This is a genomic window from Promicromonospora alba (assembly GCF_042654905.1).
Taxonomy (GTDB): domain Bacteria; phylum Actinomycetota; class Actinomycetes; order Actinomycetales; family Cellulomonadaceae; genus Promicromonospora; species Promicromonospora alba.
Window position 1 is genome coordinate 48526 of the sequence record NZ_JBHSFI010000005.1, and the last position, 18793, is coordinate 67318.

Annotated in this window: 17 protein-coding genes; 7 read left to right on the forward strand and 10 right to left on the reverse strand. The window is 71.5% G+C overall.

Annotated elements, in window-relative coordinates; translation table 11 throughout:
- Nucleotides 1-2: 2 nt before the first annotated feature.
- A complete protein-coding gene (locus ACFO6V_RS15290) occupies nucleotides 3-161 on the reverse strand; it encodes a VanZ family protein (protein WP_377136665.1) in 159 nt (52 codons plus the stop codon).
- A 309-nt stretch (nucleotides 162-470) separates the two neighbouring features.
- On the opposite strand from ACFO6V_RS15290, the gene ACFO6V_RS15295 reads away from it, so the two are divergent.
- Entirely contained in the window at nucleotides 471-1247 is a 777-nt protein-coding gene (locus ACFO6V_RS15295) for a MarR family winged helix-turn-helix transcriptional regulator (RefSeq protein WP_377136666.1), read from the forward strand.
- A 37-nt stretch (nucleotides 1248-1284) separates the two neighbouring features.
- Here the strand turns inward: ACFO6V_RS15295 and ACFO6V_RS15300 are convergent, their stop codons facing one another.
- The 4 genes from ACFO6V_RS15300 to infC form a co-directional block, all read right to left on the reverse strand.
- Nucleotides 1285-2121: a TrmH family RNA methyltransferase gene (locus ACFO6V_RS15300; RefSeq protein ID WP_377136667.1), complete on the reverse strand. Its 837-nt coding sequence runs from the start codon at nucleotides 2119-2121 to the stop codon at nucleotides 1285-1287.
- Between the two features lie 62 nt (nucleotides 2122-2183).
- Nucleotides 2184-2567: a 50S ribosomal protein L20 gene (gene rplT, locus ACFO6V_RS15305; RefSeq protein ID WP_116674657.1), complete on the reverse strand. Its 384-nt coding sequence runs from the start codon at nucleotides 2565-2567 to the stop codon at nucleotides 2184-2186.
- A gap of 68 nt (nucleotides 2568-2635) precedes the next feature.
- Entirely contained in the window at nucleotides 2636-2830 is a 195-nt protein-coding gene (gene rpmI, locus ACFO6V_RS15310; protein WP_116674656.1) for a 50S ribosomal protein L35, read from the reverse strand.
- Nucleotides 2831-2933: 103 nt separating this feature from the next.
- Entirely contained in the window at nucleotides 2934-4013 is a 1080-nt protein-coding gene (gene infC / locus ACFO6V_RS15315; RefSeq protein WP_377136668.1) for a translation initiation factor IF-3, read from the reverse strand.
- Nucleotides 4014-4303: 290 nt separating this feature from the next.
- Between infC and ACFO6V_RS15320 the strand changes: the two genes are divergently transcribed.
- The 3 genes from ACFO6V_RS15320 (at nucleotide 4304) to ACFO6V_RS15330 (ending at nucleotide 7431) form a co-directional block, all read left to right on the forward strand.
- Complete coding sequence (locus tag ACFO6V_RS15320; protein ID WP_377136669.1) at nucleotides 4304-4735, forward strand: Fur family transcriptional regulator; 432 nt, start codon at nucleotides 4304-4306, stop codon at nucleotides 4733-4735.
- Between the two features lie 93 nt (nucleotides 4736-4828).
- The gene (locus tag ACFO6V_RS15325; RefSeq protein WP_377136670.1) at nucleotides 4829-6277 is read left to right on the forward strand and encodes a catalase; all 1449 of its coding nucleotides are present in this window, start codon (nucleotides 4829-4831) and stop codon (nucleotides 6275-6277) included.
- A gap of 200 nt (nucleotides 6278-6477) precedes the next feature.
- Complete coding sequence (locus tag ACFO6V_RS15330) at nucleotides 6478-7431, forward strand: glycosyl hydrolase family 18 protein (protein ID WP_377136671.1); 954 nt, start codon at nucleotides 6478-6480, stop codon at nucleotides 7429-7431.
- 30 nt (nucleotides 7432-7461) lie between these two features.
- Here the strand turns inward: ACFO6V_RS15330 and ACFO6V_RS15335 are convergent, their stop codons facing one another.
- The 5 genes from ACFO6V_RS15335 to ACFO6V_RS15355 all read right to left on the reverse strand — a co-directional run bounded on the left by ACFO6V_RS15335 (nucleotide 7462) and on the right by ACFO6V_RS15355 (nucleotide 17017).
- Nucleotides 7462-7968 (reverse strand): RDD family protein, encoded by a 507-nt coding sequence (locus tag ACFO6V_RS15335; protein ID WP_377136672.1) that lies wholly within the window; start codon nucleotides 7966-7968, stop codon nucleotides 7462-7464.
- Between the two features lie 134 nt (nucleotides 7969-8102).
- The gene (locus ACFO6V_RS15340; protein ID WP_377136674.1) at nucleotides 8103-11357 is read right to left on the reverse strand and encodes a GH92 family glycosyl hydrolase; all 3255 of its coding nucleotides are present in this window, start codon (nucleotides 11355-11357) and stop codon (nucleotides 8103-8105) included.
- A complete protein-coding gene (locus tag ACFO6V_RS15345) occupies nucleotides 11354-12400 on the reverse strand; it encodes a LacI family DNA-binding transcriptional regulator (protein WP_377136676.1) in 1047 nt (348 codons plus the stop codon). The genes ACFO6V_RS15340 and ACFO6V_RS15345 overlap by 4 nt, the downstream gene beginning before the upstream one ends.
- Nucleotides 12400-13698, reverse strand: coding sequence for an ABC transporter substrate-binding protein (locus tag ACFO6V_RS15350; RefSeq protein WP_377136678.1), 1299 nt, complete (start codon nucleotides 13696-13698; stop codon nucleotides 12400-12402). The genes ACFO6V_RS15345 and ACFO6V_RS15350 overlap by 1 nt, the downstream gene beginning before the upstream one ends.
- 247 nt (nucleotides 13699-13945) lie before the next feature.
- Entirely contained in the window at nucleotides 13946-17017 is a 3072-nt protein-coding gene (locus ACFO6V_RS15355) for an alpha-mannosidase (protein WP_377136680.1), read from the reverse strand.
- 94 nt (nucleotides 17018-17111) lie between these two features.
- Between ACFO6V_RS15355 and ACFO6V_RS15360 the strand changes: the two genes are divergently transcribed.
- The 3 genes from ACFO6V_RS15360 to ACFO6V_RS15370 are packed head-to-tail and all read left to right on the forward strand — an operon-like array spanning nucleotide 17112 to nucleotide 18789.
- Nucleotides 17112-17489 carry a DUF1844 domain-containing protein gene (locus tag ACFO6V_RS15360; RefSeq protein ID WP_377136682.1) on the forward strand — a complete coding sequence of 126 codons (378 nt, stop codon included), beginning with the start codon at nucleotides 17112-17114 and terminating at the stop codon, nucleotides 17487-17489.
- Complete coding sequence (locus ACFO6V_RS15365; RefSeq protein WP_377136684.1) at nucleotides 17489-18043, forward strand: hypothetical protein; 555 nt, start codon at nucleotides 17489-17491, stop codon at nucleotides 18041-18043. The genes ACFO6V_RS15360 and ACFO6V_RS15365 overlap by 1 nt, the downstream gene beginning before the upstream one ends.
- Nucleotides 18040-18789, forward strand: coding sequence for a S1C family serine protease (locus ACFO6V_RS15370; protein ID WP_377136686.1), 750 nt, complete (start codon nucleotides 18040-18042; stop codon nucleotides 18787-18789). The genes ACFO6V_RS15365 and ACFO6V_RS15370 overlap by 4 nt, the downstream gene beginning before the upstream one ends.
- Nucleotides 18790-18793: the final 4 nt, after the last annotated feature.

An 18793-nucleotide genomic window follows, 5' to 3' on the forward strand; every position in this document is an offset into this window, starting at 1 on the left:
GATCAGCGGTAATAGAGCCACCACCTGCGCGAGCAGAGCGCGGCCAAGACGGCACCCACGGTATTGACGAGGACGTCGTCCACCGAGGCCACGCGGCCCAGGTCGAGCACGTACTGGAGGGCCTCCACGGTCGTGGAGACCCCGGCGGCGAGCACGGCCACACGACCGAGTGCCGCCAGGCCCGTGGGCGCGGAGCTCCGCGCAGCATTCGCAGGCGCACCGACAGGCGGATCACCACCAGCGCGACCACGAGCCCGAGCAGCGCAGGACGCAGCACATGACCCCACTCGCCCCAGACCCCCGACCACAGCACGTCGTGATCCTAGGCGTGCGCTTCACCCCGGCGGCGAACCAGCCCCCTCGAAGAGATGTCAGGCACACGACAGTCAGGCACTTGACAGAGTTGGGCCTCAAGGCGCATCGTTGTTGTCATGCACCTGACAGACAGGTGCCTGACAATCAGGAGAGTCATGAGATACCCCAACGAGATCGAACCGGACGACAGCATCGACGAGAGCGACACTGCCACGGACGAGACCAACGAGAACGAGACCGACGACCCGCGCCAGGAGGCGATGAATCGCCTGTCGACGGTCGGCATGCTGCAGCTGCACCACGCCAAGCGCGCGAAGCGGAGCGGACGCGGGGCTCCGTGGCTGGATCCCAGCCAGGGACAGGGCCGCGTGCTCGCCCTGCTGCAGCTGCAGCCCGAGACCACCCAGAAGGACCTCACGTTCCTGCTGGGCATGTCCCGCCAGGCGACCGCCGAGCTGCTGTCCAAGCTGGAGAAGCAGGGCCTGATCGAGCGTGAGCCCTCGGCCGACGACAAGCGAGTGGTCGTCGTCCGGCTCACCGAGGCGGGGAAGGCCGCCGAACAGGCCACCGAGCGCCCGCCGCACGGGACGCCGGAGCTGCTGGACGTCCTCGACGACGACGAGGTGGCGCAGCTGTCCGGCTACCTGGCAAGGATCCTCGAACGCGCCGAGCGTGAGTGGGCCGGCGAGTTCGGCGAACGTCGCGAGGCGTTCGAGGAGTTCTGGCGCTCCCGCGGCGGGTTCGACCCCCGCATGCGCGGGTTCGGCCGCGGCGGGTTCCCCGGCGGTCCGGGTGGGTTCCCCGGCGGTCCGGGTGGACCGGGCGGATTCCCGGGCGGTCCCGGTGGGTTCCCCGGCGGACCTGGCGGTCACCCCGGCCCGCACGGCCGGCGCGGCCGACGCGGTCGCCGGGAGGACCAGGGCGAGGAGTGACGGCAGGTGTGCCGAACCTCAGCCGCGTCCAGCGCGTTCAGCGCTGGGCGCGGCTGCTCGCGTAGAGGCAGACGGTCGCCGCCGTGGCCAGGTTGAGCGACTCGGCCTTGCCGCGGAGCGGCACCCGCACGACGGCGTCGGCCAGCGCGCGATCCTCCTCGGGCAGCCCCCAGGCCTCGTTGCCGAACACCCAGGCGGTCGGCCCGGCAAGATCCGGCACCGCGCCGGAACCGGCGTCGTCCAGGAGGTCGTCCAGGTCGAGCGGGCCGGTCCCGTCAGCGGCGAGGACATGGCACCCGGCGGCGCGCAGCTCGGCCACCGCGGCCGCGAGCGACATCCCGGTGACCACGGGCAGGTGGAACAGCGACCCGGCGGTCGAACGGACCACCTTGGGGTTGTGCACGTCGACGCTCTCCCCCGCGAGGACCACGAGGTCGGCCCCGGCGGCGTCGGCGGCCCGGATGACGGTGCCCGCGTTCCCGGGGTCACGGACAGTGGCGAGCACAGCGGCGAGCAGGGGCCGACCGGCGCGCTCCGGGTCTCGCGCGGCCAGCGCCTCACGCAGCGACGGCACGGCGGACCGCACGACCGCGAGCACACCCTGGGCGTCGGCACTCATCGCCTCGAGCACCTCGAGGCTGCCGACATGCACGAACAGCCCGGCCGAGCGGGCGTCGTCGACGATCTCGGCGTACCGCGTCGCGGCCGACGGCGTCAGATAGACGTCCCGGACGGACGGCGCCGCATGGCGGACCGCCTCTCGCACGCCCTGCGGGCCTTCGACCAGGTACAGCCCGTGCTTGGAACGCGCCGAACGCCCGGCCAGTGCCCGTACCTGCTTGACGCGGTCGGCTCGCGGATTCGCGAGCGTCACGTCAAGCGCTGACGGGGCCTCCGAAGAGGCGGCTGGCCGGGCGTCCGGTGAAATGCTCAACCTCAGGCAGCGGCCGGGGCGTTGACATCCGCCGGCAGCGCGTCCTTGGCGACCTGGACGAGGGCGTTGAACGCCGCGATGTCGTTGACAGCGAGCTCAGCGAGCATGCGGCGGTCGACCTCGACACCAGCGGCCTTGAGGCCCTGGATGAGGCGGTTGTAGGTCAGACCCTGCGCGCGGGACGCAGCGTTGATGCGCTGGATCCACAGCTTGCGGAAGTCACCCTTCTTCTTCTTCCGGTCACGGTATGCGTAGACCAGGGAGTGGGTGACCTGCTCCTTCGCCTTACGGTAGAGGCGCGAGCGCTGGCCGCGGTAACCGGCGGCGCGCTCGAGGGTTGTACGGCGCTTCTTCTGGGCATTTACTGCCCGCTTCACGCGTGCCACGTGAGACTCCTTGTACTTCGGGGCTGAAAGGGTTCTTGGCGACGCCTGTCAGGCGTGCGCCACAAAAATCACTTACCGAGCAGGCGCTTGACCTTCTTGACGTCAGACGGTGCGACGACCTGGTCCATGGCCAGACGACGCGTGCGACGGCTGGACTTGTGCTCGAGGTAGTGGCGAGCGTTGGTCTGCTCGCGCATGATCTTGCCGCTACCCGTGACCTTGAACCGCTTCTTCGAACCGGAGTGCGTCTTGTTCTTCGGCATGACTGCCGTTTCTCCTCATGTCGGTCGACCGCTGCTGGAGCGGCGACGTTGTACCTGGGCCGGTGGGCCGACCTGGTGTCGTAGTGGTCTTGGGGACCGCGCCTCAGCCGGCCTTCGGCGCACGCGGCTTGGGGGCCACGGGCTTCGGCGCCGGCTTGGGGGCCGGGACGGGCTTCGGAGCTGCCTTGGTGACCGGCTTCGCTGCCGGCTTCGAGGCAGTCTTGGCCGCAGGCTTGGTGGCCGGCTTCGGCTCCGCGGGGGCGGGCGTCTCGACGACGGGCTCGGGCTCGACCTCAGCGACCGGCTCGGCCGCAGCGACCGGCTCGGGCTCGGCCTCGACGACCGGCTCCGGCTCCGGCTCGACGACGGCTACGGGCTCGGGCTCCGCGACGGGCTCCTCGACGACGGGCTCAGGAGCCGGCGCGGCGGCAGGCTCCTCGACCGTGGCCTCGGAGATCTCGTCGACCTGGTCCTCGACCGGCTCCGAGGTCTCGGGCTCGTCGGCCGCACGGGCCTGCGCCTTCGCCTCGGACTTGGTCATCCGGCCCGCGTTGATCTCGGTAGAGCGCTTGCGCTGCTCGACCTTGGCGTCCGCCTTCTTCTTGACCGGCCCGAGGACCATGGTCATGTTGCGGCCGTCCTGCTTCGGCATCGACTCGACGAAGCCGAGCTCGGCGACGTCCTCCGCCAGACGCTCCAGCAGGCGACGACCCATCTCCGGGCGCGACTGCTCGCGGCCACGGAACATGATCATGACCTTGACCTTGTCGCCGGCCGAGAGGAAGCGGACGACGTGGCCCTTCTTCGTCTCGTAGTCGTGCGGGTCGATCTTCAGACGGAACCGGATCTCCTTGAGAACCGTGTTCGCCTGGTTGCGCCGCGCTTCTCGCGCCTTCATGTCGGACTCGTACTTGAACTTGCCGAAGTCCATGAGCTTGGTGACAGGCGGGCGAGCGTCCGGCGCAACCTCGACGAGGTCGAGGTCAGCGTCCTGGGCGAGCTTCAGGGCGACCGCCGTGGCAACCACGCCGACCTGCTCCCCGCCAGGACCGATGAGTCGGACCTCGGGAACACGGATCCGGTCGTTGATGCGAGGCTCGGTGATGGTGATGCTCCTCAGAAGTCGTTGATTGACCACCAGGAACGAGAAATGGCTCCCGCCCTGAACACAGGTGGAAGCCATCACAAGGAAAGGGTGCCCGGACCGGCGAACAACTGAGCCGATACCGCTGCACCCGACCAAGGACCCGGCCTCTGTCGGCACCTTGCGGCGCTCGGTCGTGACTCGGGTGGGATGGTGATCCACTTTGTGCACCCGGCTCTCACCGGGTCGGTCGTGCCCCCACGATAGCAGCATGCCGGCGCAGGTTGCCATACGGGCCGGTGTGAGGTCGGCCGCGTCACAGCGCAAGCCCCGGCACAGGCCTTCAGCACAACTGGAATCATTCCAGTTTAGGGGCTAGGGTGAAACCTATGACGCCGACCGCCTCCGCAGCCGTGACGCCGGAGGACCTCCTCCGCGGCGCCGGCCTGCGGGTGACCGCCCCTCGTGTGGCGGCCCTGCGCGCGGTGGGCGAGAGCCAGCACGCCACTGCCGACGACGTCCTGAGCTCGGTCCGCGCGGAGCTGGGCACGGTCTCGGTGCAGGCGGTCTACGACGTCCTGCACGCGCTGACCGACGCCGCTCTCCTGCGCCGCATCGAGCCCGCCGGCCACCCTGCACGCTACGAGCGGCGGACGGGCGACAACCACCACCACATCGTCTGCCGCTCCTGCGGCGCCATCGGTGACGTGGACTGCTCGGTCGGTCATGCCCCCTGCCTGACCCCCAGCGACGACCACGGGTTCGTGGTCGAGACCGCCGAGGTCACGTACTGGGGCCTGTGTCCGGACTGCAGCGCCTGAGCCCGCCCACAGCGCTGGGCACCAAGAGTTCGCCGACCCACGCCGAACCCCGCTAGAACCCCCGAGTAGCACCAAAGGAAGGCACGTCTGAAGATGACAACTCCTTACACCACCACGCAGACCGGCACGCCGGTCGTCAGCGACGCACACTCGCTGACCGTCGGCGCCGACGGCGCCACGGTCCTGCACGACCGCTACCTGGTCGAGAAGCTCGCACAGTTCAACCGCGAGCGGATCCCGGAGCGGATCGTGCACGCCAAGGGTGGTGGCGCCTTCGGTGAGTGGGAGATCACCGGTGACGTGTCGCAGTACACGCGTGCCGCGGGCTTCCAGCCGGGGGCCAAGGGCGAGGTGGCCCTGCGCTTCTCGTCCGTCGCCGGTGAGATGGGCTCCCCCGACACGTGGCGCGACGTGCGCGGTTTCGCGCTGCGCTTCTACACGAGCGAGGGCAACCTCGACATCGTAGGCAACAACACGCCGGTGTTCTTCATCCGCGACGCGATCAAGTTCCCGGACTTCATCCACTCGCAGAAGCGCCTCCCCTGGTCGGGCCTGCGCGACTCCGACATGCAGTGGGACTTCTGGACCCTGTCCCCGGAGTCGGCGCACCAGGTCACCTACCTCATGGGCGACCGCGGCCTGCCCGCCTCGTGGCGTGAGCTGAACGGCTACGGCTCGCACACCTACATGTGGACCAACGCCGCAGGCGAAAAGTTCTGGGTCAAGTACCACTTCATCTCCCGCCAGGGCGTGAAGTTCCTCGACAACGACGAGGCCGCCAAGATCGCCGGACAGGACGCGGACTACTACCGCCGCGACCTGTACGAGGCCATCGAGCGTGGGGACAACCCGGTCTGGGACATCAAGGTCCAGGTCATGCCGTACGACGACGCGAAGACCTACCGGTTCAACCCGTTCGACCTGACCAAGGTCTGGCCGCACGCGGACTACCCGCTGATCCACTTCGGCAACTTCACGCTGAACCGCAACCCGAAGAACCACTTCGCGGAGATCGAGCAGATCGCGCTGTCCCCGGCCAACCAGGTCCCGGGCACCGACATCTCGCCCGACAAGATGCTGATGGCCCGGGTCTTCTCCTACCCGGACGCGCAGCGCTACCGCGTGGGCACCAACTACCAGTCGGTCCCGGTGAACCAGCCGCACGCCGCCCCGGTGCACAACTACTCGCAGGACGGCTCGCAGCGCCACCACTTCAACGAGGTCGGCGTGCCGAACTACGCGCCGAACTCGTTCGGCGGCCCCGTCGCCGACCCGGCTCGCGGCCAGGACGGCGCCTGGGAGTCGGACGGCGAGCTCGTGCGCACCGCGGCAACGCTGCACAGCGAGGACAGCGACTTCGGCCAGCCCGGCACGCTGTACCGCGAGGTCTACGACGACGGCGCCAAGGCCCGTCTGCTGGAGACCCTGACCGGTCAGGGCCAGGCCATCACGATCGACGAGATCCGTGAGCGCTTCTTCCAGTACTGGACGAACGTCGACGGAGAGCTGGGCGCCAAGCTCCGCGCGGCCGTCGCCGTCTGATCCACCCGCACCAGCAGAGGCCGGGTCCCCGTAGGGGCCCGGCCTCTGCCGTCCCGCCGCGCCGAACGTAGGGATGGTCGCTCCATCGCCGAACGTAGGCCTGGTCGCTCGATCGGGGCTCATGCAGCGACCACTCCTACGTTCACTCGATCTCCGCTACCGTGCGCCATGACAACGCGTCGCGAACAAGGGAGTCAACGATGTCTCGCTCGCTCATCCGGATCGGCGCCGCCCTCGCAGCAGGCCTGCTGGCACTGACGGCGGCGGCCGGGCCGGCCACCTCGGCGCCGAAGCACGACCCGAAGCCCGAGCCGACAGCCGCGTCCCACCGCGTGCTGGCGTTCTACCAGACGATCTACGAGACCGGTTCGGACGGCGTCCGCCGCTACGTCGACCCCAAGCCGCTCCTGGGCTCGGTCACCGACGTCAACGTCGGCGCCATACACCTGAACGCGGACGCCTCCCTCACCGTCAACGACATCCCGGCGAACCACCCGGAGCTCGGCGTGATGTGGGACGACCTGGCGACCATGCAGGACCAGGGCGTCACGGTCAGCGCGTTCGTCGGCGGCGCCGCGCCCGGCACCTACCGGTACCTGCGCGAGGACTTCGACCGCTTCTACCCCGTGCTGCGGGACTTCCTGCGCACGTACGGGCTGGACGGCGTGGACCTCGACATCGAGGAGACTTTCTCGCTCGCGGACACGATCCATCTGGTCGACACGCTGCGGGCGGACTTCGGCCCCGACTTCGTCATCACGCTGACGCCCGTCGCGACCGACATGGCGGGCCGCACGAGGTTCTCCGGCGGCTTCTCCTACGCCGAGCTCGAACGCCGCGCCGGCGACCGGATCGACTGGTACAACACCCAGTTCTACTGCGGCTGGGGCGACCTGCGGACCACCACCGTGTACGACCAGATCCTCGCCAACGGGTTCACCCCCGGCCGCGTGGTGGCCGGCACCGTCACCAACCCGGCCAACTGCAGCGGGTACGTCGACTGGCCCACCTTCGACGCCACGGTCGGCACCCTTGCCGCGCGGCACCCGGACTTCGGCGGCGTCTTCGGCTGGGAGTACTTCAACTCCGTCGGGTACGCGGGCGGCGGCCGGGCGAGCTGGTTCGCGCACGCCGCGGACGTCGTCAACTCCTGAGCAGCTCCTGCGGGCACGGCCGACGGGCGGTCAGACGCGGACGACCCTGGCACCTCCGGCCCGGTCGTACGGCGTGCGCCCCTCGCGCACGAACAGCGTCACGACGTAGACGAGGGGCAGCACGTAGGCCGCCGCAGTCAGGGTCAAGAGGCCCGAGCTGATGGTCGTGGACCCGACGAGGGCGATCGCCGCGGCGTGTCCGATCGTCCATGGCACCGTGACCTTGAGCGCGTTCCGGAGCAGGGCCGAGGCGAACGAGAGCCGCCCGCCGTCCCCGGCGGCCACCACCTTGAGCCCCAGCACGCGCTTGCCGACCGACGCCTGCCGCTTACCGGACTCGAGCACGGCGAGGAAGATGGTCAGCGGGACGGCCGTCACGAGCGCGGAGACCACGTTCGTGGTCACGACGGACCACTGGCCGGTCATGCCGGCGACGTACAGCGGGATCCCGATCGCTGCGACCAGAGCGAGCCACACGAGAAAGCAGAGCCAGTCGACGAGCCACGCCACGATGCGCCGCCATGCTTCGGGGTTCACGGGGCTGACGGTACCGCGCACCGCCCCCGCTGCTCGGAGCACACACTCGACTCGGCAGGACAGGGCGGGTAGGAGTCGGCCCGGATCCATCCCTCGCGTTCGTACAGCGCCGATGCCCAGCGCGGCAGCGCGGATCAGTCGACGAGCAGCTCCACCTGAGCGAGCACGCCGCCCTCGCCGGTCTCCAGCTGGAGCCCGGTCAGCGGTACGGGCTCGGCCAGCACGAACGGGCGCAACTGACCCGGCCAGGGCCACTGCTCGCCGGACCGCTCGTCCAGCACGCGGCCGTCATCCGCGACCAGGCGCCATGCCGACGGCGGCTGCCGATCCGACCTCGCGGCCGCCGACCTCGCCGCAGGCCCAGCAGGCCCAGCAGGCCCAGCAGACGAAGTCAGTGTGTACGCGCGGAGCACAGCACCCTCCGGAACAGAGCCGGACGGCCGCCACTCCAGCACGTCCGCCACCTCGGCAGACGTCGTCAGGTCACCGTCCGTCAGCCGCGGCAGGGCCCCGCCGGCGCCATGCCAGCCGCCGTCGGCCCGCCGCCACGGCCGGACCGGCTCGCTGCCCGACCCGGCGTCCACGCCAGCCGGGTCCCGGCCCGGACCGTCCGACTCCGGCGCACCCCAGCTCGTCGGCGTCCCGGACATGGCGAACCGAAGGGTCGCTCCCCCGGTGAGGTCGCCGTGCTCCACAGTCGGCGACGTGACCGCGCAAGCCGCACCGCCACCGCCGTCGCTAGCAGAGCCCGTGACCACGTCCAGCCCCGCCACGTACCAGCTGTCGGCCGCGCCGGGCGCCTCGACCACGAGGTCGCCGTCGGGCCGGTGCACCACCGCGCGCTCGAAGAGCGGCGAGCCGACCGCCCAGCGCGAGGACCCGATCTCCAGCGGGTACAGCCCCAGGGCGGAGAGGACGTACCAGGCCGACATCTCGCCATTGTCCTCGTCGCCGTGGTAGCCCTGCCCGATCTCGTTGCCGGTCCACAGCCGCGCCAGGACCTCGCGCACGGTCGCCTGGGCGCGGTCCGGCCGGCCGGCGAACAGCCATGCGTAGGCGATGTGGTGCGACACCTGGTTGGACTGGCCGAACTGGCCCATCCGCACGTCGCGCGCCTCGACCATCTCGTGGATCACGGACCCGTAGGTGCCGGGCTTGTCGGCCCGTTCGGGCGTGGCGAAGAACCGCTCCAGCAGCCGCTCCAGCCCGGCGCGGCCGCCGTGCAGGGCGGCCAGGCCCGCGCCGTCGTGCACGGGGTGGAACAGGAAGTTCCACGCGTCGGACTCGGTGTAGTCGCCGCCCCACTCGTCCGGGTCGAACGGGCCGGAGCCGAACGACCCGTCCCGGTCGCGTCCCCGGAAGAACCCAGTTCCCGCGTCGAAGAGGTGCACGTACCCGAGCGAGCTCTGCCGCAGGTAGGCGGCTTCGTCACGCAGGGCGCGCCGCCGGTCGTCGGGCGTGCCCGGCGCGTCCGCGAGCGCCTGCGCCATCCGCGCCAGGCCCGCGTCGTTGATGTAGCCCTCGAGGCCCCAGGACACCGACTCGTCGACGTCGCGCGGCACCCAGCCGTGGGTGAGTGCGAAGTCCTGGCCCTTGCGGCCCACGCCGGACCGGGTGGGCAGGGCCGTCGCGTTGCGCAGGCCGGCGTCGTAGGTGGCGAGCGGGTCGGGCAGGGGGACGTCGCGCAGGTACAGGTCGGCGAACGCGACGTCGGACGACGTGCCCGTCATCAGGTCCGCGTAGCCCGGCGACGACCACCGCGCGACCCAGCCGCCCTCGCGGTACTGCTGCACGAACCCGTCGGCGAGCCGCGCGGCGACGTCCGGGTAGAGCAGCGCGTAGGCGGGCCAGCAGGTGCGGTAGGTGTCCCAGAAGCCGTGGTTGACGAACATCTCGCCGGGCAGGACGGGCGCGCCGTCGAGCACGGGAGAGGCGTGCACGAGCTCGCCGTCGGTGCCGAACTCCGTGTACGACGACGGGTACAGGTTGAGGCGGTAGAGGTTCGAGTAGAGCGTCACCTGCTGCTCCTCGGTGGCGCCCTCTACGTCGAGCACACCGAGGCGGTCCTCCCACTGCGTGCGCGCACGCTCGGCCACGTCGTCGAAGGATCCGCTGACCTCGCGGTCCAGGGCGCGCCAGGCCAGGTCCTCGCTGATGTACGACGTCGCCACGCGCACCTCTACCGTGCGGTCGGCCTGGTCGCCGGGTCCTGCCGCCGGGTCCAGCGCGACCGTCGCGTAGGTGGCGTGCTCCCGGCCGCGTGCCCGGCCCGTGCGCAGGACGGGCCGGGAGACCTGGCCCACCACGTACATGCGGCTGCGGCCCACCGAGAGCGCGCTGCCGTGGTCGCTCCAGCCGGTGAGCGTGCCGTCGTCGTGCACGGTGACGGCGACGGGCGGGCCGTCGGCTCCGGCATCGCTCACGGCGTCGACGATCAGGTGGCCGGTGGTGGCGCCGGGCGGGAACGTGAACCGCAGCACGCCGCCGTGGTCCGACGCCGCGACGTCGACGCGGCAGCCGCCGTCCAGGTCGACGCCGTAGCGGTGCGGGCGGGCCGTCTCGGCGTCGTGCGAGAAGCCGAGCGCGCGGGCGTCCAGTCCGGCGTCGGGCGTGCCCTCCTCGCCCGGCTGCGCGGGAACCAGGTGGAACGCGAGCTGGTCGCGGTCCCCCATCCACGGGCTGGGCTCGTGCGAGATGCCGATCCCCTGCAGGCGCGGCCGGTTGTCCGGCCCGTTGTGCGCGGCCCACGAGTAGAGCCAGCGTTCGGTCGATGCGTCGGTGAGCGGCACCCACATCGTGAAGCCGTTCGGCACTGCCGCCGCGGGCACGTTGTTCCCGCGCGAGTAGGCACCCGAGGAGTGGGTGCCACGCCGGGTGTCGACGAGGTCGGTGCGCCCGGCCACGACGTGCTCCGGGCGCGGCCCGACGGTGACGGCGTCCAGCCACACCTCGGTGTCCCCGCGGTCCGGCGGCGCCGTCACGACGGCGGCCGCGCGCACGCGCCGGCCGGGCAGCAGCTCGGCCACCCGGTCCAGGTCCACCCGGACCACGTTCCAGTGGTCGGGGACCAGGATCCGCGCTTCCCCCTGCCCGACGGCGGTCGCGAGCATGCGGTGCTGGTCCCGGAGCTCGCCTCCGGCCTCGGTCTCCAGGAGCCACGTCCCGTCGTCGAGCAGCAGGTCGACCGCCACGTAGGTCGAGCGGTAGGTGAGCTCCTGGTCGAGCACCGGCAGGAGCGTGCAGCGCAGCTCCGTGCCGGCCACCACCGGGACGTCCAGACCGTCGAGCACCACCGTGCGACCCGCGCCGCCGTGCGCGATCCGCCGTGCGTGCTCGCTCGTGAGGCCGACGCCGGGCCGCCCCGCCGGGACGTGTGCGGGCCCGGTCATGCGGCCACCTCCGGGACCCGGCCCGTGCTGCCGCGCACGGTCAGCACGGGCGCGGGGGCGTCCACGACGTCGGGCACCGGCTCGCCCCGCACCAGCGACAGCAGGGTGGTGGCCATGACTTCGCCTAGCTCGAACGTGTCCCTGGTCATCGCGGTGAGCGGCGGGTGCGCGAGACGCACCAGCTCTGAGTCGTCGAAGGATGCCACGGAGATGTCGCCGGGCAGGTCGAGCCCCGCCTCGGCCAGTACTGTGACGCCCGCGAGCGCGGAGACGTCGGAGTCGTAGACGATTGCAGTAGGCCTTTCGTCGCGGGCCAGCAGGGCCCTGGTCGCTGCCGCGGTCTCGCCCTGCGAGAAGTCCGCCGGCACTGTCGTGATGTCGAGGCCGAGGCGCGCCCCGGCGTCGTGCAGCGCGGCGGCCCGCCGCGCGGAGTGTACGTACGCGGGGACGCCGCCCACGTGGCCGACGTGCACGTGTCCCAGCGCGGCCAGGTGCTCGGCGAGCAAGGTCATGGCGGCATGGTCGTCGGCGAAGACGGCGGGCACGGGGCCCGGCGTGCCGTCGCCGCTGAGCAGCACCGCGGGCAGGCCCATCCGCACCAGCTCCTCGGGGCGCGGGTCGTCGCTCACGAGGTCGAGCACGACAACGCCGTCGGTACGCCGCTCGGCGGCCCAGCGCCGGTAGACGTCGAGCTCGGCGGGCACGTCCTCCACCACCAGCAGCTGCAGCGCCACGAGGTCCGCCGACAGCCGCGCCTGCAGCCCCGAGACGAGCTGGGCGAAGAACGGCTCGACACCCAGGGTCCGCGCGGGTCGCGTGACGACCAGGCCCACCGTGTCGGCCCGCCGGCCGCCCAGGGCGCGGGCAGCCACGTTCGGCCGCCACCCGAGCTCCGCGACGGCGGCCAGGATGCGGCTCCTGGTCCGCGCGCTGATCCCCGGACGGTCGTTGAGCGCGAACGACACCGCTGTCGGGGAGACGCCCGCGTGCGCGGCGATGTCGGCGATGGTCGGCCTGCGGTTCGGGTGCCCTGCGGCCGGCATCACTGGTCGGCGAGCAGCTTGTCGCACTCTTCGACCGCTGCGTCCAGGGCTTCCTGCGAGGTCTTGTCCCCCGCTATCGCCGCCGCGAGCTGCTGGTTGATGATGGTGGTCATCGCCTCGCTGACCTCGACCGGCTGCAGCAACCGCGCCGTGCCGAGGCTGGTGTACGCGATCTGCTTGGCCGCACCCTGCGGGGTGCCGTCGCTCTCGGCCAGCTCCGGCTTCTCCAGCGACTCGGCGGTCGACGGGAAGACGCCGGGCACCTCCTCGGCGAACGCCTCCTGGTTGGCGGCGTTCGTGACGAACCGCGCCAGCGCCACCGCCGTCGGCACGTTGGCCGACTGGCTCGAGATCGACAGCCCCTGCACGTACAGCGGGGTGGCACCCATGTACGGCGACGGGGCGACCTTGCCCTCGAGCGACGGGTTGTTCTCGAGCACGGTGGCGATGAAGTTGCCGCCGCCCGTCGACCAGGCCACCTTGCCCTCGGTGAACAGCTGGCTGTTGCCGAGGTAGGCGTCGGTGAGCACGTCGTCGGGCATGAGGCCGTCGGCGTACGCGTCGCGGTAGGCGTCGAGCAGCTCGGCGGCCTCCGGGGTGTTGAACGTGAACCTCGTGCCGTCCTCGGACAGGATCGGGAGACCCTCCGCCGCGAAGTCGCCGAGCCCCGGCTTGCGGCTCATGAGGTAGCCGCCGGTGACGTCTTTCATCGTGCGCGCCTGCGCGATGAGCTCGTCCAGGGTGGTGGGCGGCGCCGCCGGGTCGAGACCCGCGGCCTCGAACATCTCGGTGTTCCAGTAGTTCAGGTCGGTGGTCAGGTACCACGGGTACCCGAACGTGCCCTCCGTGCCCGCGTACTGGTACGCCTCCAGCGCGCCGGGCACGTAGGTGTCCGCGAGCGCGTCGTCGACCGTCGTGAGGTCCGTGAGGAGTCCCTCGCGCGACAGCGAGAACGCGAAGTCGGGCGGCAGGTTCGTGACGTCGGGCAGCTCGCCGGCAGCGGCCTGCGCGCGCAGCGTCTCCGAGTAGCCGTCGCCCGGCTGGTCGAGCCAGGTCACGGTGGTGCCCGGGTACGCCTTCTCGAAGTCGGCGATGACTCCCTCGACGTACTCGGTGAAGTTCGGCTTGAGCGCCCAGGTCTGCAGCGTGACCTCGCCGATGACGTCGGCGGCGGCGCCCGCCGTGGTGTCGGCGGCAGGCCCGGCTCCGGCGTCGTCCCCGCCGCTCAGGGTGCAGCCGCCGAGGGCGGCCAGCACGGTCAGGGCCGCTCCAGCGGCCCTGATGCTCCTGATCTTCATGACAGTTCCTTCCAGCAATGCTTCGTCGCGCCCTGGGGACTTGCCGTGTCTCGTGCCGCGCCTCGTGCTATGTCTCTTGCCGTGCCCATGGTGCCGCAGCCCGGACTAAAGCGCTTTAGCGCCGCTAGCGTGCCGCGTGCCCCACCCGCTGTCAAGACAGCAGCACACCGGTGTTGAGTGCTGGCTATCTGCGGACCTGCACCCGCAGATCCCGCAGATAGCCAGCACTCAACACAGGTGTTGCTCGTCAGGCTCGCGTGAAGCGGAGGGTGCGAACCTCGAACGGGGCGAGGTCGAGCGCGACGACGCCGTCCGCCGTCACGTCCACCGCTCCGGCCTCGATGCCGTCCTCGATGAGGCTCACCGTGCGCGCGCCGGATACCGGCGTGGCCACCGAGACCGTGGCCGACGCGCGGCGGCCCAGCGCCTCGTAGACGCGCACCACGAGGTCGCCCGACCGGTCGTCGGCGAGCTTGACGGCGGACAGCGTCACCCCGCCGCTCACCCCGCCGCTCACCGTCACGAGCGGCTCGACGCCGGTCCCGCCGCGCAGCTCACGCGGACGAGCGCCGAACGTCGCGCCCGCCTCGGTGGCCGCCGCGGTGTCCACGCCCACGACCAGCCCGTACCGGTGCGTCTGGATGCCCTGGTCGGTCTCGGGGTCCGGGAACCGCGGCGCACGCAGCAGCGACAGCCGCACGGTCGTCGTCACCGCGGGGACGCCGGGCGCCGGCGCCACGCCGTCGTCGGACACCTCGCGGGTCACGTCGTACCCGTAGATCGAGTCGTTGACCAGGCCGACGCCGAAGCCGGGCTCCTCCGCGAGCACCCACCTGTGCATGGAGGTCTCGAACTTGGCGGCCTCCCAGCTGGTGTTGGTGTGGGTGACCCGCTTGTGGAAGCCGAACTGCGTCTCGGCCGCCATGTGCTCGGCGCGCACGTCGAGCGGGAAGGCGACCTTGAGGAACTTCTCGGCCTCGTGCCAGTCGGTCTCCATCGCGACCTCGAGGGTCCGGCTGCCCGGCGCGAGCGTGATCACCTGCTCCAGGCTCGACGACGAGAACTGCCGACGCACCGTCACCGTGGCCACACCGTCCTCGACGGTGGCGGTGACCTTCTCGGCCTCGCGCAGGTCGGTCACCGAGTTGCGGTAGAACCGGTCCACGTCCCAGGCGTCCCACTTGTTCGGGAAGTCCTGGTGCAGCTGCAGCACGTTGGCCTCGCGGCCCGGCGCGACGGCGTCGCGCCCGCTGGCCAGGTCGACGGCGGACGTGACGTGGCCGGCCGCGTCCAGCGTGACCCGGACGAGGTCGTTGGCCAGCACGTAGCCGCCGTCGGGCAGCTCGGTCAGGGTGCTCGGCGCCGACGTCGGCGCCGTCGCCGGGGCAACGCCCAGGGCGGGCACCCCCGCCTGGGCGAACACCGCGGGGTTGGCCCGCAGGACGGTGTCTCCCTCGCCGACCAGGGTCCGCAGGGAGCGCTCGATGATCGCCCGAGCCCCCTCCGTGATCCGCGCGTGCGTCTCCATGGCCTCGCGGTGCACCCACGCGACCGACGTCCCGGGCAGGATGTCGTGGAACTGCAGCAGCAGGACCTGCTGCCACAGCGCGTCCAGCTCGTCGTACGGGTAGTCCGCGCCGGTACGGGCCGACGCCGTCGCGGCCCACGCCTCCGCCTCGACCAGCAGCTGCTCGTTGCGCCGATTGCCCTGCTTGGTCTTGTGCTGCGAGGTCAGCGTGGCCCGGTGCAGCTCCAGGTAGAGCTCGCCCACCCAGACAGCGCTGTCACTCGTCGCGTGCGCGGTGAGCTCCTCGCGGGCGCGCTCGAAGAAGGCGTCCGGGTGCTCCCAGCGGACCTTCGCGCTGCCCTCGAGGTCGGCCAGCCGCTCGGCCTTGCCGGTCATCTCCCGGGTGGTGCCGCCGCCACCGTCGCCGAACCCGACGGGCGCGATCGAGCCCGAGGCGCGCCGCGACTCGCGGAACTGGTGGGTCGCCGTGGCCAGCTCCTCGCCCGAGAGCTGCGAGTTGTAGGTGTCCATGGGCGGGAAGTGGGTCAGGACGCGCGAGCCGTCGATGCCCTCCCACCAGAACGTGTGGTGCGGGAACACGTTGACCTGGTTCCAGGAGATCTTCTGCGTGAAGAACCAGTCGAACCCGGCGCGGCGCACGAGCTGCGGCAGGGCCGGCGAGTAGCCGAACGAGTCGGGCAGCCACACGCCCTTGCTGCGGATCCCGAACTCCCGCTCGAAGAACCGCTGCCCCTGCGAGAACTGGCGCGCGATCGCCTCGCCCGAGGGCATCACGGTGTCGGACTCGACCCACATCCCGCCCAGCGGCAGGAACCGGCCCTTGGCGACCGCCTCCTTGATCCGGGTCCACACCTCGGGCCGGTGCTCCTTGACCCAGGCGTACTGCTGCGCCGACGACATGCCGTAGACGAAGTCGTCGGTGCGGTCGATCAGGTCCGCCATGGACGACGTCGTGCGCGCGACCTTGCGGATCGTCTCCCGGACCGGCCACAGCCAGGCGGAGTCGATGTGCGCGTGGCCGACCGCCGAGATCTCGTGGGCGCTCGGCTCCGCCGGGCTCGCCAGCACGTCAGCGAGCGCCGCCCGGGCGGCCGCGGCCGTTTCCGGGATGCGCTGCAGGTCCAGCGCGTCGAGCGCGTCGTCGAGGGCCTGCAGGATCCGCATGCGGCGCGGGCCGGTGGGCAGCTCGGCCTGCAGCTCGAGCAGCACCTCGACGTCGAGTGCGAGCTCGTGCACCTCGGCCTCGAAGATCGCGAGGTCCATGCGCCGGGTCGTGTACAGGGGGCGCGGCGACGACGTCCGGGTGTCGCCCTCCTGGGTCTGCTTGAACAGGTCGTGCCCGAGGAGCACGGGGTTCGACGCCGCCTCCAGGAGCAGCTCCACCCGCTCGCCGCCGGACGCGGCGTCAGCCACCGGGACGTACTGGTTGCGCGGGTTGATCGACTTCACCGTGGTGCCGTCCGAGCGGTAGACCAGCGCCTCGGCCTGGAAGCCGGGCATGCTGGCGTCGAAGCCGAGGTCGATCACCGCCTCGACGGCCCGGCCGGACCACTCCGCGGGGACCGATCCGGTCAGCCGGAACCAGGTGGTGCCCCACGCCGGGCCCCACGGCGTGCCCACCTCGTAGGGCTCCATGGCGAGGGCCAGACCCTCTCGCGGGGGGATCGGCTCCCCCGGCAGCGCGTGCCACTCGACGTCGAGCGGTACGGACGTCGCGTGGACCGCCGGCCAGATGCGCTCCGTCAGCACGCGTTGCGCGCGCCCGGTGGTCAGTGTGATGTCGTCATGCATCGAAGGGCCTCCCCTGTGTCACCGTTGAACCCAGGCAGGCTAGCCCAGACCGGACGTTCACCCGCACCCCTGTCGGGATGGAAAGATGGAGTCCATGAGCTCCAGCGACGAGACCCCCGGCGGCATCCAGGCTCCGGTGGGCACTGACCAGGCCACACGCGATATCGCCGAGGTCGCGGCAGTCGAGGTCATCACCACCGCCGCCGTCCACCTGATGAGCGCCGCCGCCGTGAAGTGCGGCCTGGCAGAAGGCGACGACGCCGAGGAGCTCAAGGACCTCGACGAGGCCCGCAAGCTGATCACCGCGCTCGCCGCGCTGGTGGTCGCGAGCGCGCCCGACATCGGCAACCAGCACGCCCGGTCGCTGCGGGACGGGCTGCGCAGCCTCCAGCTCGCGTTCCGGGAGGCCTCGGTGATCCCGGACGCCCCGGGCGAGGGACCTGGCGAGAAGTACACGGGCTCCGTCGTCTGATGTCCGAGGTCTCCGTCCTGGCGACACCGGAACCCGCTCAGGCACCCCGGCCACGTCGCGGTCGCGGGTCTCGTGTGCTCGCCGTCCTGCTGGTCGCCACGATCGCCGTCGGCGCCTATCTGTGGGTGACCACGGTCCGCTGGCAGCGCAACGCCGCCGACTGGCAGGAGAAGGCGCACGAGCACGCCGAGGAGGTGGCGTCGCTGCGGATGCAGCTCGAGGGCGCCAACACCGAGCTGCAGGCCGCCCGCGACCAGCTGTCCACGGCCACGGCGCGCATCACCGACCTGGCGAACGAGAAGGCCCAGCTCGGCGACGAGAACGTCGCCTCGCAGCAGTACCTCGACTACCAGACCCAGGTCAGCGCGGCCGCCGCCACCGTGGCGTCGGCGCTCGGGCAGTGCGTGGCGGGCCAGGAGGAGCTCGTCGGCTATCTCAAGGAAGCCGACCAGTACCAGGCAGCGGACCTGAACCGCTACGAGCAGCAGGTCAACGCGCTGTGCGCGGACGCGGAGACGGCGAACGAGTCGCTGCAGAAGGAGCTACGACCGTGAGGCCGGCGGGCCGCTCGCTCGCGAGTCGCGCCCTGCTCGTCGGCGCGCTCCTCCTCACCGGTTCGCTGGCCGGCTGCGGCGTGCTGCCGCCCCTGCCGGAGCCGGTGCCGAGCGACATCGTGCCGTCGTCCCCGGTGGGCCTCTCCCCGGCGGCCGGCGGCGACGCGCTGAGCCCCGACGGGTTCGACGCCGTCGAGCGCATGGCGGTCCGCATCCGCAACGTGGGCTGCGAGGAGCTGTCGACCGGCTCGGGCTTCGCGATCGATGCCCACACCCTCATCACGAACAAGCACGTGGTCTCCGACTCGAAGGACCTCGAGGTCAGCACCTACGACGGGCACGACATCACGGTCGGCGCCACCTCGACGGCGGGGCTCGCGGACCTCGCCGTCGTGCGGACCACCGATCCCCTGCCGTCGTTCCCGAAGCTGGCCAAGGCCGACCCGAAGCCCGGCGACCCCGTCACCGTCGTGGGCTATCCGGCCGGCGGCGAGCTCACCGTGACGGAGGGCGAGGTCATGGGCGCCACGCGGGACCCGCTGAACGCCAACCTCGGCGAGGTGCTGCTCACCGACGCCCAGGTCGAGCCCGGCTCGTCCGGGTCGGCGGCGCTGGACGACAAGGGGCGGGTGATCGGCGTCGTCTACGCGAAGACCGCGGACGACAACAGCCTGCTCGTGCCCCTGTCGACGCTGCAGGACATGCTCGCCGACGACACGGCGTTCACCCCGGCGAAGGGCTGCTGAGCAG

What these genes read in the sequence shown, in the direction of transcription:
- ACFO6V_RS15295 (WP_377136666.1), top strand. Translation starts at nt 471, where the DNA reads ATGAGATACCCCAACGAGATCGAACCGGACGACAGCATCGACGAGAGC.
- rpmI (WP_116674656.1), bottom strand. Translation starts at nt 2,830, where the DNA reads ATGCCGAAGAACAAGACGCACTCCGGTTCGAAGAAGCGGTTCAAGGTC.
- infC (WP_377136668.1), bottom strand. Translation starts at nt 4,013, where the DNA reads ATGGCTTCCACCTGTGTTCAGGGCGGGAGCCATTTCTCGTTCCTGGTG.
- ACFO6V_RS15320 (WP_377136669.1), top strand. Translation starts at nt 4,304, where the DNA reads ATGACGCCGACCGCCTCCGCAGCCGTGACGCCGGAGGACCTCCTCCGC.
- ACFO6V_RS15325 (WP_377136670.1), top strand. Translation starts at nt 4,829, where the DNA reads ATGACAACTCCTTACACCACCACGCAGACCGGCACGCCGGTCGTCAGC.
- ACFO6V_RS15330 (WP_377136671.1), top strand. Translation starts at nt 6,478, where the DNA reads ATGTCTCGCTCGCTCATCCGGATCGGCGCCGCCCTCGCAGCAGGCCTG.
- ACFO6V_RS15340 (WP_377136674.1), bottom strand. Translation starts at nt 11,357, where the DNA reads ATGACCGGGCCCGCACACGTCCCGGCGGGGCGGCCCGGCGTCGGCCTC.
- ACFO6V_RS15345 (WP_377136676.1), bottom strand. Translation starts at nt 12,400, where the DNA reads ATGCCGGCCGCAGGGCACCCGAACCGCAGGCCGACCATCGCCGACATC.
- ACFO6V_RS15350 (WP_377136678.1), bottom strand. Translation starts at nt 13,698, where the DNA reads ATGAAGATCAGGAGCATCAGGGCCGCTGGAGCGGCCCTGACCGTGCTG.
- ACFO6V_RS15355 (WP_377136680.1), bottom strand. Translation starts at nt 17,017, where the DNA reads ATGCATGACGACATCACACTGACCACCGGGCGCGCGCAACGCGTGCTG.
- ACFO6V_RS15360 (WP_377136682.1), top strand. Translation starts at nt 17,112, where the DNA reads ATGAGCTCCAGCGACGAGACCCCCGGCGGCATCCAGGCTCCGGTGGGC.
- ACFO6V_RS15365 (WP_377136684.1), top strand. Translation starts at nt 17,489, where the DNA reads ATGTCCGAGGTCTCCGTCCTGGCGACACCGGAACCCGCTCAGGCACCC.